The 13,952-nt window shown below is 64.6% G+C and carries 12 protein-coding genes and 1 riboswitch; of the genes, 8 read left to right on the forward strand and 4 right to left on the reverse strand.

Annotation, left to right across the window (positions count from 1 at the left end; all coding sequences use genetic code 11):
* Positions 1-95: 95 nt before the first annotated feature.
* Positions 96-1,286 (reverse strand): ROK family transcriptional regulator, encoded by a 1,191-nt coding sequence (locus ACWA13_RS05805; RefSeq protein ID WP_463937206.1) that lies wholly within the window; start codon positions 1,284-1,286, stop codon positions 96-98.
* Between the two features lie 203 nt (positions 1,287-1,489).
* On the opposite strand from ACWA13_RS05805, the gene ACWA13_RS05810 reads away from it, so the two are divergent.
* Complete coding sequence (locus ACWA13_RS05810; protein WP_463937207.1) at positions 1,490-2,284, forward strand: carbon-nitrogen hydrolase family protein; 795 nt, start codon at positions 1,490-1,492, stop codon at positions 2,282-2,284.
* A gap of 9 nt (positions 2,285-2,293) precedes the next feature.
* Here the strand turns inward: ACWA13_RS05810 and ACWA13_RS05815 are convergent, their stop codons facing one another.
* A complete protein-coding gene (locus ACWA13_RS05815) occupies positions 2,294-3,997 on the reverse strand; it encodes a PucR family transcriptional regulator (RefSeq protein WP_463937208.1) in 1,704 nt (567 codons plus the stop codon).
* A gap of 102 nt (positions 3,998-4,099) precedes the next feature.
* On the opposite strand from ACWA13_RS05815, the gene ACWA13_RS05820 reads away from it, so the two are divergent.
* Positions 4,100-5,647: an amino acid permease gene (locus ACWA13_RS05820; protein WP_463937209.1), complete on the forward strand. Its 1,548-nt coding sequence runs from the start codon at positions 4,100-4,102 to the stop codon at positions 5,645-5,647.
* On the forward strand, positions 5,644-7,377 hold the full coding sequence (locus tag ACWA13_RS05825; RefSeq protein WP_463937210.1) for a flavin monoamine oxidase family protein: 1,734 nt from the start codon (positions 5,644-5,646) through the stop codon (positions 7,375-7,377). Before ACWA13_RS05820 ends, ACWA13_RS05825 begins: the two co-directional genes overlap by 4 nt.
* 68 nt (positions 7,378-7,445) lie before the next feature.
* On the opposite strand, the gene ACWA13_RS05830 is transcribed toward ACWA13_RS05825, so the two are convergent.
* The gene (locus ACWA13_RS05830) at positions 7,446-7,961 is read right to left on the reverse strand and encodes a gamma carbonic anhydrase family protein (RefSeq protein WP_463937211.1); all 516 of its coding nucleotides are present in this window, start codon (positions 7,959-7,961) and stop codon (positions 7,446-7,448) included.
* A 26-nt stretch (positions 7,962-7,987) separates the two neighbouring features.
* Positions 7,988-8,848, reverse strand: a complete 861-nt coding sequence (purU, locus tag ACWA13_RS05835; RefSeq protein ID WP_463937212.1) for a formyltetrahydrofolate deformylase — start codon at positions 8,846-8,848, stop codon at positions 7,988-7,990.
* Positions 8,849-8,890: 42 nt separating this feature from the next.
* Positions 8,891-8,976: riboswitch (ZMP/ZTP riboswitch) on the forward strand.
* A gap of 137 nt (positions 8,977-9,113) precedes the next feature.
* Between purU and glyA the strand changes: the two genes are divergently transcribed.
* The 5 genes from glyA (at position 9,114) to trpS (ending at position 13,952) form a co-directional block, all read left to right on the forward strand.
* Complete coding sequence (gene glyA / locus ACWA13_RS05840; RefSeq protein ID WP_463937213.1) at positions 9,114-10,409, forward strand: serine hydroxymethyltransferase; 1,296 nt, start codon at positions 9,114-9,116, stop codon at positions 10,407-10,409.
* An 8-nt stretch (positions 10,410-10,417) separates the two neighbouring features.
* Entirely contained in the window at positions 10,418-11,326 is a 909-nt protein-coding gene (locus ACWA13_RS05845; RefSeq protein WP_463937214.1) for a bifunctional methylenetetrahydrofolate dehydrogenase/methenyltetrahydrofolate cyclohydrolase, read from the forward strand.
* Positions 11,327-11,446: 120 nt separating this feature from the next.
* Positions 11,447-12,001 (forward strand): hypothetical protein, encoded by a 555-nt coding sequence (locus tag ACWA13_RS05850; RefSeq protein WP_463937215.1) that lies wholly within the window; start codon positions 11,447-11,449, stop codon positions 11,999-12,001.
* 10 nt (positions 12,002-12,011) lie between these two features.
* Positions 12,012-12,845: an exodeoxyribonuclease III gene (locus tag ACWA13_RS05855; protein WP_463937216.1), complete on the forward strand. Its 834-nt coding sequence runs from the start codon at positions 12,012-12,014 to the stop codon at positions 12,843-12,845.
* A gap of 15 nt (positions 12,846-12,860) precedes the next feature.
* Complete coding sequence (gene trpS / locus ACWA13_RS05860; RefSeq protein ID WP_463937217.1) at positions 12,861-13,952, forward strand: tryptophan--tRNA ligase; 1,092 nt, start codon at positions 12,861-12,863, stop codon at positions 13,950-13,952.

Here is a 13,952-nt window from a genome sequence, read left to right on the forward strand (position 1 = left end):
CCCGCAGGTCGCGAAGGCCGTCTGAGGAAAAAGTAAACTTGATCAGGACGATTGTCGTCAACTCTTGAACGCAATGCCTGGATAACGATCTGGCGTCAGGACGTTCGGAACTTCGCGTGCTGGAACACCAGGGCAGCTGCTCCCAGGGCCTCCGCACGGTCCCCGAGCGATGACATGGTGAGGATCGTGGATTCCCCGATCACGGGCACGGCATGCCTGATCAGACCGCGCCGGATGGGGTCCAGCAGCAGGTCGCCCAGGTCCGCCAGCGGGCCTCCCACCACAATCACTTCCGGGTTGATCAGGTTGGCGACATTGCCCAGGGACCGGCCAACGGCAAGCCCGGCATCGTCCAGCACCCGCAGCGTCGCGGGATCACGGGCCAGGGTAAGCCTGACGAGGTCCGCAGGGGTTAGCTGTCCGCCCGAACTTCGGTTCAGGAGTTCGATCATGGTGGTTGTCGACGCGATTGTTTCCAGGCAGCCCCGATTGCCGCAACGGCAGATCAGGCCCTGCTCGTTGATCGTCGCATGGCCTATTTCGCCGGTGATTCCGACTGTTCCGTAGTACGGTGCGCCGTTGAGGATCAGCCCGGCGCCAATGCCGGATCCGATCTTGATGAACAGCAGGTTGCTGACCGATCCGTGCTTGCCCCAAGTGACCTCGGACAGGGCGCCAAGGTTGGCGTCGTTGTCCAAATACACCGGCATCTCCAGGGTTTCCTCGAGGTGGTCCAGGATGTTGATGCCAACCCATTCCGGCAGGATGGCGCCCTGGGCTACAGTACTCGTTCGCCTGTCGATTGGGCCGGGAATGCCGACGCCGGCACCCACCAGGGCGTTCCGCTCCACACCGCAATCAGAGAGCAGGCGGGAGAGCAGTTGTACTGCCGCCCGGATGCCCTCCTCGGCGTGGTGGCCGAGCGGCAGGTCTACGGAGTCCTCGGCGATGATGTGGTAGCTCATGGACGCCAGGACCACCCGGAGGTGCCGTCTTCCAAAGTCGATGCCCACCGCTACTGCACCATTGCTGTTGAGCCGGACGTTCAGCGCCCGCCGCCCCGAACTGGTGATGGGCTCGGTGGAGGCCAGTCCGGATTCCTGCATGATCTTTACGATGTTGGAGACCGTCGCTGTGGACAGCCCTGTCTGCCGGGCCAGCTCCGCCTGGGTGGCCGGCCCGCCCATCAGCGCTTCGATGATCCGTTGCTGGTTGAGATGGCGCAGCGCGGACTGGGATCCGGGATTCCCGGCCTTGCTCCTCGTTGGGCGTGATGTGGCGGCCATGAAAAGAAGCGTGCCCTATTCAGCAGCTTGTAGTCAAGAAGTTAACGCATAGCGGGACGGGAAGGCGTCCTGTGGTGGGTAAAACGTCCTGCCCGGCCACATTCCAGGTGCAAATGGACCCGGAAGAAGCCCGAACGCAGTGGCTAGGCTGTGACGAGCGGACGCTTTTCCTGCGCCCGCCCCGATGTCGTGAGGTGGTTACGGTGCTGCTGGCGCTGATGCAGGCAAATTCTGCCGTACTGGATATTGAAGCCAACTGTGCCGCACTTGACGAGGCTGCCCGGACCGCGGCCGCTGCAGGTGCCTCCGTGCTGGTCACGCCCGAGCTCTTCCCGGTGGGCTACGCTCCGCGGCGGCTCCGCGCCGAACTTGACCCCTCCCGGCTTCCTGCCATCAGGGACACCCTTACCAGGATCGCCCGAACGCACAATATCGGCCTGGTCTACAGTCTTCCTGCCGTAACCAACGGTGGAGTGTGGAACATCAGCTCAACGCTCCTGGACGCGCAGGGCAACACGCTCCTGCACTACGCGAAAGTCCACCTTTTTGGTGAGGACGAGCGTTCCGCGTTCAGCCCCGGAACGGAACGCCCCGCCGTCGTGGATTTCAACGGAATCCGGACCTCCATGGTGATCTGCTACGACGTGGAGTTCCCGGAGGCGGTCAGGGCAGCAGCCGACGGCGGAGCGGAACTGCTCCTGGTCCCTACGGCGCTCGCCCACGGTTTCGAGTCCGTGCCGCAGATCCTGCTGCGGGCGCGAGCGCTGGAAAGCCAGTTGGCCATCGCCTACGCCAACCATTCCGGTGTTGAAGATGGCTGTAGATTCCTCGGCGGCAGCGTCATTGCCGGTCCGGATGGCGCCTTGTTGGCAGCGGCGGGGGAAGGCGGCCAGCTCCTGTTCGCCGAGGTGGACGCCGAGATGGCCGGCCGGGCCCGTGCGGCTGTTCCATATCTGGCCGAGCGCCGCCCGGATCTCTACCGCGCCTGGGAGCACTGAGGAGAACGGCTATTCCGGAAGCAGTGCGTCAACGTATTGCAAGGCGATCCACAGTTCTGCCCTCGCCTGGGCCTGACCAAGATCCAGCTCTAGCAACTCTGCCAGGGCGGTGATCTGGCGGCGCACACTGTTCCGGTGCAGGCCCAGGGCCTTGGCCGTGGCGTCCCAGTTTCCGTTCTCGCCCAGCCACGACTTCAGCACCTTAAGCTGGGCTGAGCGGCGTTCGGGCTCCTGGTTCAGGACCGGTTCCAGCAACCGGCCGGCCAGCATGGCGCCGGCTTCCTGCCCCAATAATCCCGTGACAGTCCACGTGACCTCATCCACCCGCAGGCTCTTGCCGGTGGCCCTGACCCTGGACCGCAACGACGTGGCCCGCTTGTACGCGGCAGGCAGGTCTGCCAGCTCGGCGGGTTCCCCCACCACCAGGCGCCAGCCAAGCTGCTCCACCTCGTGCAGCAAGGCATCATCCACCTTCAGCCTGGTCACGGCCGCAAACCCGTAGTCCGTCAGCTCCACCATTTTGGTATCAAAGAGCCGCCGCCATTGGAGCAGTTCACGGACGGGGCCATCAGCTGCAGCGGCCCCTTGTTCCTCAGCACGCACGCCCTGAACCACCCTGAGCGCACCCGACCTGGTACCGGAGACGCTCTGGGCCAGCAGATCCTTCAGGTTGTTCAGCTCCCTGCTGCCGCCCGAGGCGAGGCTTTCCGGATGGAGCAGCAGTGCCGTGGCCAGTTGGCTGGGCGCCAGCGATCCACTGGTGCGCTGGCGTACCAGTAGTTCCAGCAGTCCCACAACCGAGGACACCACGCTGTTCTGTGCGGGCGTCAGGGGCACATCGGTGCCCAGCACCAGTCCGCCCAACGTGGCGTCCTTGGCACTGCGCAGCGGGTGGCCGTACACCAGGGCGGAACCAGGAGCATCGAAGGATTCTGTCTCCACGCGCGGGCCGTTGCCGGTGAGCAGCCGTTTGAGCAGGGGCTGCAAAGCGGAAAGCTCGACGCCGGAACTTGCGCTGATGCCCCGCGCAACCGTTCCGGGTGGCGCTGCGGCCGCTGCCGCCCTGGCCCGCACCCGCCCGTCTGCCCCGATCAGGAGCGCCCAGACCGGAACCCGCTGGGCCAGTGCAGACAAGAGTTCGTGTTCGGGCCGGGCTGACAGCACTGCCCGCATCAGTTGCCTGTTGGTCTCGGCCAGCTGCCGGAAGACCCGCGCATTTCCGGATTCCAGCAGCTGTGAAAAGGCCAGTCCCAATGCTGCGAACGGCACGGTGTGGGGGATTCGCACCAGGGTCAGGCCGTGTTTCCGGCAGGCGGACACCAACGGTTCGGGCACATCGTCAAAATACGGCTCCAGCCCAAAGCCGAGGGCCGCCACTCCGGCTTCCACGAGCCTGCGCACGTAAGCATCGGCAGTGTCCGCCGGGGCAACAACAGGCCCGGTGGAGCCATCAAGGAAGGGCAGTCCGGCGGTGAGCACAAACTCGCCGTCCAGCAGGTAGGGCGTAGGGTCCTCAAGTTCGCTGGGTTCCACCCAGCGCAGCGGCATCGCACCGTTGCCGCCGTCGACAAGCACCGAAAGGTCCGGCGGCAGGGCGTCCAGGAATTGCCCCAGGGTCACAGCGTCCAGCGGTCCGGAGGGCGGAGAAGAAGGTTCCGGAGCGGCGGCAGGCCCACCGCGAAGCCCACCCTCAGCTGGTGCATTTTGTCTCATGACTGAAAACTATAGGTCACTTTGCACCTCTTTGAGATTCGGGTCACAGCCCTACTGTTGATGAGGGGAATTCGACCAACTACTCACGAACGGACGTCAACGATGACTGTGCCTACACTCACCGGGCCGGCACCGGGCAACGCGACCGGACCTACAGGCCGTCCCGGACTGGCCGCCCAGCTGCTGCGCCGTAAGCCCATCGCCCAAATGGTCCGGGAAGCCGACAGCGGACACGGCGGACCGCGGCTGGTCCGCAGCTTCGGAGTCCTGCAGCTGACCATGATCAGCGTTGGCGCCACCCTGGGGACCGGCATCCTGGTGATCCTGGGCGAATCAGTCCCGCTTGCCGGACCGGCCATCTGGATCTCCTTCGCCATCGCCGGACTCGCCGCCCTGCTCTCAGCTGTGTCCTACGCGGAAATGGCCGGAATGGTCCCGGTTTCCGGTTCCAGCTACTCCTACACGTACGCCACCATGGGTGAGGGTATGGCCTGGATTTGTGGCTGGTGCCTGGTCCTTGAGTACGCCGTGTCCGTTGCTGCGGTTGCCGTCGGTGCCGGGCAATACGTGAACGAAAGCCTTGCCGTGTTCGGCCAGGTCCTGCCGGACGCCATGTCCCAGCCCCCGGGCGACGGCGGCGTCTTCAACCTTCCGGCAGTTGTCATCGTGCTGCTGGCCACCATCTTGCTGGTGCGAGGCGCAAAGGAAAGCGCCTGGATCAACACCTCGATCGTTGTGGTCAAGGTGGGCATCCTGCTCTTCTTCTGCGCCGTCGCGTTCACCGCCTTCAACGCCGGCAACTTTGAGCCGCTGCTGCCCATGGGTGCTGCCGGCGTTTCCGCCGCAGCCTCCCGCGTATTCTTCTCCTACATCGGCTTCGATGCCGCCTCCACCGCCGGTGAAGAAGCCCGCAACCCGAAGAAGGACCTGCCCCGGGCCATCATGCTGTCCATGCTGATCGTCACCACCATCTACGTCCTGGTGGCCGTTGCCGCCATCGGTGCCCGCCCTTGGGGCTGGTTCGACGGCACCGAAGCCGCCCTGGTGAAGATCCTCGAGGAAACCACCGGACAGCCGTGGATCGCACTGGTCTTCGCCGTGGGCGCCGTCCTGGCCATCGCCAGCATCGTGCTCACCGTCCTCTATGGGCAGACCCGCATCCTGCTCTCCATGTCCCGTGACGGCCTTATCCCAAAGGTCTTCAGCCGTGTCTCCCGCCGTACCGGCACCCCTGTTGCCGGGACACTCCTGGTGGGCACCGCCGTCGCACTGACCGCGGGCCTGGTTCCGCTGGGTTCCCTGGCCGACGCCACCAGCATCGGCACCCTGTTCGCCTTCGCCCTGGTCAACGTGGCCGTTATCTACCTGCGCCGCAGCCGGCCTGAACTGGAGCGTACGTTCCGCGTACCTCTCTTTCCGCTGACCCCAATCCTTGGCGCCATCATGTGCGGCTACCTCATGCTCAACCTCGGCGCTGACACCTGGTTCGTCTTCGGCATCTGGATGCTGGTGGGCGTGGCAGCCTACTTCGGCTACGGACGCCGGAACTCCAGGGTGGCGGCACTGGGTGATGACGAATACCGTGAGCTGAGCGGAGAAGCAGTTTCAACACCGTCCAACTCCAACCCCACAAAGGCTAAGACTCCATGACCATCGCCACCGAACTGCCGGCTTCCGACCCCTCCAGCACCTCAACACTGCTGGCACCCGAGCAACCCTTCGACGGCGGGACTGCCGCGCCCATCACCATGCTGAATCCGGACTTCCCGTTCAGCTATGACCACTACCTGGCCCACCCGGACGGACTGGGCACTGTGCCGCCCGGGCTTTACGGCACCGAGGTCGCAGTGGTTGGCGCAGGGCTTTCCGGGCTGGTGACTGCGTACGAGCTGATGAAGCTGGGCCTGCGCCCGGTGCTCTACGAGGCGGACCAGATCGGCGGGCGGCTGCGGACCGCGAGCTTCCCCTCCGCGCCGGGCGTTGTGGCGGACCTCGGCGGGATGCGGTTCCCCGTCTCAGGCAAGGCGTTCTACCACTATGTGGACCTGCTGGGCCTGGACACCCAGGACTTCCCGAACCCGCTGGCCCCCGTCACGTCCAGCACGGTGATCGAACTTGCCGGCCAAAAGCATTACGCCGCCACCACCGAGGACCTTCCGCCCTTCTTCCGCGAGGTGGCTGACGCCTGGAAGGCGGCAGTCAATGACGGCGCCAGGTTCCAGGAAATGCAGGAAGCCATCCGCGCCCGGGACGCCGCCCGGATCAAGGAACTGTGGAACGAACTCCTGCCGCTGATGGACGAACAGACCTTCTACGGCTTCATCGCCGGCAGCGACTCCTTCAAGCAGGCCGGCTTCGCACACCGTGAGGCCTTCGGCCAGGTGGGCTTCGGAACAGGCGGTTGGGACACCGACTTCCCCAACTCCATCCTCGAAATCCTCCGCGTTGTCTACACCGACGCGGACGACCAGCACCGGCTCATCAGCGGGGGAGCGCAGCGGCTCCCCGAGGCACTCTGGCAGCACTCGCCGTCGGACATGGTGCACTGGCCGGAAGGCACCTCCCTGGCCTCACTGCACTCGGGAGCACCCCGCGGCGCAGTGGGCAGGATCAGCCGCGATCCCAACGGCGACCTGCGGGTCGCCGAGCGCTGGGGCCGCGAAGCCAGCTACCCGGCGGTGGTGACAACCTGCCAGTCCTGGCTGCTGTCCACCCGCATCCACACTGAGGAAGCGCTGTTCCCGGCCGGGCTGTGGACGGCCATTGAGCGCTCGCACTATATGCAGTCCTCGAAGACGTTTGTGATGGTGGACAGGCCGTTCTGGAAGGACATTGATCCGGAGACCGGCCGCGAGGTGCTGTCCATGACGCTCACGGACCGGCTCAACCGCGCCACGTATCTGCTCGATGACGGTCCCGACAAACCGGCCGTCATCCTGCTCTCCTACACCTGGAACGATGACGCCCTCAAATGGCTGGCGCTGGACGCGAACGAGCGCGTGGAACTGATGCTGCACTCGCTGGAACAGATCTACCCGGGTGTGGACATTGCCAGCCACATTGTTGGCCAGCCCATCACGGTTTCCTGGGAAGCGGACCCCAACTTCATGGGTGCTTTCAAGGCCAACCTACCGGGCCATTACCGCTACCAGCAGCGGCTGTTCACGCACTTCAAGCAGGACAAACTGCCGGACTCCCAGCGCGGAATCTTCCTGGCCGGGGATGACGTCTCCTTCACGGCGGGCTGGGCCGAAGGCGCCGTCACCACCGGCCTGAATGCGGTCTGGGGAGTGGTGAACCACCTCGGCGGCTCCTCGGCTCCGGGCAATCCCGGTCCCGGCGACCTGCTGGACGAGATCGGCCCGATCAGCCTCGACTAACGGTGGTTGAGCTTGTCGAACCCTGGTGGTTGAGCCCGTCGAAACCCGGTGGTTGAGCTTGTCGAAACCTAGTGCAGTTCCCGGTGCGCGAGTGCCAGCTCCCGGTAGCGGGCCGCATTGTTGAGTACGCCGTCGTACTCTTCGTCGGTGAGCTGACGGCGTACCTTGCCCGGCACGCCGGCCACCAGGGACCGCGGCGGAATGACGGCGCCTTCCAGGACCACCGCTCCGGCGGCCACGAGTGAACCGGTGCCGATCACTGCACCGTTGAGGACGGTGGCGCTCATCCCGATCAGGCAGTCGTCCTCCACGGTGCAGCCATGCACGACGGCGGCGTGTCCCACACTGACGCGCGCGCCCACGCTGCAGGGGAAGCCAGGGTCCGCGTGCAGTACCACGTTGTCCTGCAGGTTGGTGCCGGGGCCGACGCTGATGGCGGCGGTATCTGCGCGGACCGAAACGCCGTAGAAGGCGCTGGAGTCTTCGGCCATTGTGGCGTTGCCGATGATCGACGCGGAGGGTGCGATGAACACAGATTCGTGGATCTCCGGCGCGTGGCCGGCAAAGGGGTATAGGGGAGCCATGTCCCCACCCTAATCCGGGGAGGGTGCTAGTTGAACACCACGGTCCGGTTGCCATCCAGCAGGACCCGGTGCTCGGAGTGCCACTGAACAGCCTGGGCCAGGGTGCGGCCTTCGACGTCCCGGCCCATCTGCACGAACTGCTCGGGCGTGCGCGCGTGGTCCACCCGAATGACTTCCTGTTCGATGATGGGCCCCTCATCCAGCGCTGCCGTGACGTAGTGAGCGGTGGCGCCGATCAGCTTGACGCCGCGGGCGTGCGCCTGGTGGTAAGGCTTGGCGCCCTTGAACGAGGGCAGGAACGAGTGGTGGATGTTGATGGCCTTGCCGGTCAGCTCGTTGCACAGCTCGTCGGAAAGGATCTGCATGTAACGGGCCAGGACGGTCAGTTCGACGTCGTGCTCCGCCATGATGGCCCGCAGCTTGTCCTCCGCCTGCACCTTGGTATCCGGCGTCACGGGAATGTAGTGGAAAGGGATGCCGTAGAACTCGGCCAGGCCGGCAAGGTCACGGTGGTTGGCCACGATCGCCGGAATCTCGATGGGCAGGGTGCCTGAGCGCTGCAGGAACAGGATGTCGTTGAGGCAATGTGCTGACTTGCTGGCCATCAGCAGAGTACGGACTTTCTGCCCCACCGGGAACAGGTTCCACTGCATCCCGAACGCCTGGGCAACGGGTTCGACGGCGGCATGCAGCTCTGCATGTGACGCTGCCGTGGTTGCCTCCACCCTCATGAAGAAGTTTCCGGTGGCGGGGCTGCCGTACTGCTGGGAGTCCGCGATGTTGCAACCGGCAACCAGCAAGGCACCAGCCACGGCGTGGACGATTCCGGGACGGTCCGGGCAGGACAGGGTCAGTACGTACGCTTCGTTCAGTTGCTCATCACTCACACGTACCAGCGTACCCGCGCACGGCGACGGTTTTTGGTAGTCTGGGGGCGTCGCAACTGGCGTTGGGTGGCTTACCACCAGGGAGCGGCAATCACGAAGACCACGGATCGTACGCCTGGGCCGAGGGTCATGTTTTGCCGGTGGATTCCTGCAGCAGCCGCGGCAGCCGCTTCTTAACGCCATTCCCGTCATCAAGCGGGCGTGGAAACGCGCCAACCGGTAGCCTGACCTAAGCAGTGCCCGTACCCCCAGCCAGGAGTTATTCGTGACCACTATCGCCACGTCCGCGTCCGTCAGCAACCAGTCGCTTGCCGAACTGGACCCCGAGATCGCGGCAGTCCTTAACCAGGAGCTTGGCCGCCAGCGCGGCACCCTGGAAATGATTGCCTCCGAAAACTTTGCCCCCCGCGCCGTGATGGAAGCCCAGGGCTCCGTCCTGACCAACAAGTACGCTGAGGGCTACCCGGGCCGCCGCTACTACGGTGGCTGCGAATATGTCGATGTTGCCGAGCAGCTGGCCATCGACCGCGTCAAGGATCTCTTCGGCGCCGAGTACGCCAACGTCCAGCCGCACTCCGGTGCGCAGGCCAACGCCGCGGCGCTCGCCGCCATGATCACTCCGGGCGACAAAATCCTGGGCCTGTCCCTCGCCCACGGCGGACACCTCACCCACGGCATGAAGCTGAACTTCTCCGGCAAGCTGTACAACGTCGCCGCCTACCAGGTTGAAGAAGGCGACTTCCGCATCGATATGGACAAGCTGCGCGAGCAGGCCATTGCCGAGAAGCCGCAGGTCATCATCGCCGGCTGGTCTGCCTACCCGCGCCACCTGGACTTCGAGGCCTTCCGGTCCATTGCCGACGAAGTCGGCGCACTGCTCTGGACGGACATGGCCCACTTCGCCGGCCTGGTGGCCGCCGGACTGCACCCCAGCCCGGTGCCGTACTCCGACGTAGTCACCTCCACCGTGCACAAGACCCTCTCGGGTCCGCGTTCCGGCGTGATCCTGGCCAAGCAGGAATGGGCCAAGAAACTCAACTCCAGCGTGTTCCCGGGCCAGCAGGGCGGCCCGCTCATGCACGTCATCGCGGCCAAGGCAGTGGCCTTCAAGATCGCCGGCAGCGAGGAATTCAGGGAACGCCAGGAGCGCGTCCTTGAAGGCGCCCGCATCATCGCCGACCGCCTGAACCAGCCGGACCTGGCCGAGGCAGGAGTCTCGGTGCTCACCGGCGGTACGGACGTTCACCTTGTTCTGGTGGACCTGCGCAATTCGCAGCTTGACGGCCAGCAGGCCGAAGACCTCCTGCATTCGGTGGGCATCACCGTCAACCGCAATGCCGTGCCGTTCGATCCCCGCCCGCCCATGGTCACCTCCGGCCTGCGGATTGGAACCCCCGCACTGGCTACCCGTGGCTTCGGTGCCAACGAGTTCACCGAGGTGGCGGAGATCATCGCCAGCGCCCTGAAGTCCGGCCAGGCCACCGAGGTTGAGGCACTTCAGGCCCGGGTGGACAAGCTTGCCGCTGACTTCCCGCTCTACCCGCAGCACGAGCAGTGGTAGGGGCAGCCGTGCCCAGCGCCACGATTCTTGACGGCAAGGCCGCTGCAGCACAAATCAAGACGGAGCTCGCCGAACGGGTGGCGGCGCTCAAGGCCAAGGGTGTGACGCCCGGCATTGCCACCGTCCTGGTAGGAGCCGACCCCGCATCGCACCTGTACGTGTCCATGAAGCACAAGCAGTCCGCGGCGATCGGTATGAACTCGATCCAGCGCGAACTTCCGGCAGATGCCACGCAGTCGGAAGTGGAGGCGTTGATTGACGACCTCAACGCGGACCCCGCCTGCCACGGCTACATTGTGCAGTTGCCGCTGCCCAAGCACCTGGACACGGATGCGATCCTGGAACGGATCGATCCCATGAAGGATGCGGACGGCCTGCACCCCACCAACCTGGGCCGCCTGGTGCTCAACGTCAACGGCGAAATCACTTCGCCGTTGCCGTGCACGCCACGTGGTGTCATCGAGCTGCTGGAGCGTAACGGCTACAGCCTCGCCGGCAAGCATGTTGTGGTGGTGGGCCGCGGCGTGACCATCGGCCGATCCATTGGCCTGCTGCTCACCCGCCGGGCCGTGAACGCCACTGTCACCCTGACGCACACCGGCACCGAAAATATGTCCGAACTGCTGCGTCAGGCGGACGTCATCGTCGGTGCGGCCGGCGTCAAGCACATCGTCAAGGCTGCCGACGTGAAGCCAGGGGCAGCCCTCCTGGACGTTGGTGTGACCAGGGAAGTGGATCCGGAAACCGGCAAGAGCAAGGTGTACGGGGATATCGATCCCGCGGCAGCCGAGGTGGCGGGCTTCATCTCACCGAACCCCGGCGGTGTGGGTCCCATGACCGTGGCGCTGCTGATGACCAACGTGGTGGAAACCGCAGAGCGCATGGTGGCGCAAGCCGGCCAGCGCTCACCTGCGTGAAATGAAGTGAATTGAAGTCCGACGGCGGCACCCGGCTGGGGTGCCGCCGTCGGACTTTGGCATGTTCGCCCCGGGTGGAAGGTGGCCGGAGGAGGCCTGCCGGTTTGAGAGAATAGAGCCATGCAATCTGTGGGCACTTCAAAGTTTTCGTCCGGTTCGGCCAAGGGCGGCATGTTCCGCATCGGTGGACTGGGCATGACGGTCTTTATCATCGCCTTCCTGGTGGCGGTCATCTTCGCCGCAAACCAGAACGACGTTGTTGGCTGGGTCGTGGCCATCATCGCGCTGTTCTGGCTGCTGCTGGCATCGTTTGTGGTGTTCAGCATCCAGAAAGCTGCCCGCAAGGCCGGCGCCAAGTTCAGCGAGGCCCAGAACGCCTTCAACAGTGCTGCCGGCCGCGCGCCGTCCTCGGAGTCCTCGGACCACGGCGGCACCCGTGTGGTCTCGGAGGCCCGCGCTGACGGCGTCCGGGACCTGAAGCTGGACCACTCGTTCAAGATCGTCCAGGTCCAGGTCCGCGTCATCAATGACGAACGGGCCAAGGGTGCTGCCGCGAACCAGGACACCATCAACAGGGCATTGGAAACCATCGAAATTACGGCCACCAATGCGAGGGACATGATCAAGTCCTCGGGCGGCACTGACGAGCCGGTCAGCGGCACCATCATCGACTAGAGTAGAGCGGGTGAGCTCGGCATTGGAGAAGGACCACCTTCGGATCGCATCAGTCAACGTCAATGGCCTCCGGGCTGCCTACAAGAACGGTATGGCGGCGTGGCTGGAGCCGCGCGATGTTGACATCCTCTGCCTTCAGGAGGTCCGCGCGCCTGACGCGGTGGTACGCCAGCTGCTGGGCGAGGGCTGGTATATCCTGCACGCTGAGGCCGAGGCAAAGGGCCGTGCCGGCGTTGCCGTCGCTTCCCGGCAGGAACCGACTCTGACCCGCAACGGCATCGGCGACGATTACTTCGCCACGGCAGGCCGATGGGTTGAAGCGGATTTCACGGTGCCCACAATGTCCGGTACCCCTGCCCAGCTGACCGTGGCGAGTGCCTACGTGCATTCCGGTGAGGTCGGCACGCCCAAACAAGTGGACAAGTTCCGCTTCCTGGATGCCATGACCACCCGCCTGCCGGAGCTGACCAAGCACAGCGACCACGCGCTCGTTGTGGGGGACCTGAACGTTGGCCACACCGAACTGGACATCAGGAACTGGAAGGGCAACGTCAAAAAAGCGGGATTCCTGCCTGAGGAGCGTGCCTACTTCGATCGCTTCTTCGGCGAAGAGATCGGCTGGAAGGATGTGCACCGGGGCCTGGCGGGGAACGTCAATGGCCCCTACACCTGGTGGTCGCAGCGCGGCAAGGCGTTCGACACCGACACCGGTTGGCGCATTGACTACCACCTGGCCACCCCCGGGCTCGCAGCCGCCGCTTTGTCCGCTGTTGTTGACAGGGCGCCGTCGTGGGATACCCGCTTCTCTGACCATGCTCCGCTGGTAGTGGATTACCGGCTCTAGTTTTAAGGCTCTTCCATGACGAGTTTCACCACTACAGAACCTGATGCCGCCCCCGTGCCGGCATCTTCCACCAAGCTGGCCGCCGGCCAAAAGCACCGCGTGCTTTCGGGCATGCAGCCGTCGGCTGACTCCTTGCATCTGGGCAACTACCTGGGCGCCCTGGTCAACTGGGTCCGCATGCAGGATGAATACGATGCCATCTTCTTTATCCCTGATCTGCATGCCATCACGGTGCCGCAGAATCCCGTGGAACTGGCTCGCCGTACCCGCATCACTGCTGCCCAGTACATAGCCGGCGGAGTGGACGTGGAGAAGTGCACCTTGTTCGTCCAGTCCCAGGTACCTGAGCACGCGCAGCTGGCGTGGGTATTGAATTGCATTACCGGAATGGGCGAGGCAGCCCGGATGACGCAGTTCAAGGACAAGGCCCAGAGGCAGGGATCGGACCACGCCAGCGTGGGGCTTTTCACCTACCCCATCCTCCAGGCCGCCGACATCCTGCTCTACCAGCCCCACGGAGTTCCGGTAGGCGAGGACCAGCGCCAGCACGTGGAACTCAGCCGCGATCTGGCCAACCGGTTCAACAGCCGCTTTGGCGAGACCTTCCAGGTCCCGGAGCCCTTCATCCAGAAGGAATCAGCCAAGATTTATGACCTTCAGAACCCCACGGCCAAGATGTCCAAGTCCGCGGAGTCTCCCGCAGGCCTGATCAACCTGCTCGATGATCCAAAGGTCACGGCAAAGCGCATCAAGTCCGCCGTCACTGACACTGAAACGGAGATTCGTTTCGACCGTGACGCCAAGCCCGGTGTTTCCAATTTGCTGAGCATCTACTCCGCGATTGCGGGCCGGCCGGTGGAGCAGATCGTTGCGGAGTATCAAGGCAAAATGTACGGGCACCTGAAAGTCGATCTGGCGGAACTTGTCTCCGGCCATCTCGCCCCGATCCGGGAACGCGCCAACGAGCTCCTGGCGGACCCTGCGGAACTGGACCGGCTCCTGGCCCACGGTGCCGACAAGGCCCGTGAAATTGCTTCGGCCACCCTTCGTGATGTCTATGCCAAGGTAGGGTTCCTTCCCTATGGCGGCACCCTGGGAGTCCGCTAG

The sequence above is a fragment of the Pseudarthrobacter sp. TRD_SC_9 genome, from assembly GCF_055361265.1.

Coding starts and splice junctions, on each gene's coding strand:
- ACWA13_RS05815 (WP_463937208.1), bottom strand. CDS start 3,997: ATGAGACAAAATGCACCAGCTGAGGGTGGGCTTCGCGGTGGGCCTGCC.
- ACWA13_RS05830 (WP_463937211.1), bottom strand. CDS start 7,961: ATGGCTCCCCTATACCCCTTTGCCGGCCACGCGCCGGAGATCCACGAA.
- ACWA13_RS05825 (WP_463937210.1), top strand. CDS start 5,644: ATGACCATCGCCACCGAACTGCCGGCTTCCGACCCCTCCAGCACCTCA.
- ACWA13_RS05820 (WP_463937209.1), top strand. CDS start 4,100: ATGACTGTGCCTACACTCACCGGGCCGGCACCGGGCAACGCGACCGGA.
- ACWA13_RS05805 (WP_463937206.1), bottom strand. CDS start 1,286: ATGGCCGCCACATCACGCCCAACGAGGAGCAAGGCCGGGAATCCCGGA.
- trpS (WP_463937217.1), top strand. CDS start 12,861: ATGACGAGTTTCACCACTACAGAACCTGATGCCGCCCCCGTGCCGGCA.
- ACWA13_RS05850 (WP_463937215.1), top strand. CDS start 11,447: ATGCAATCTGTGGGCACTTCAAAGTTTTCGTCCGGTTCGGCCAAGGGC.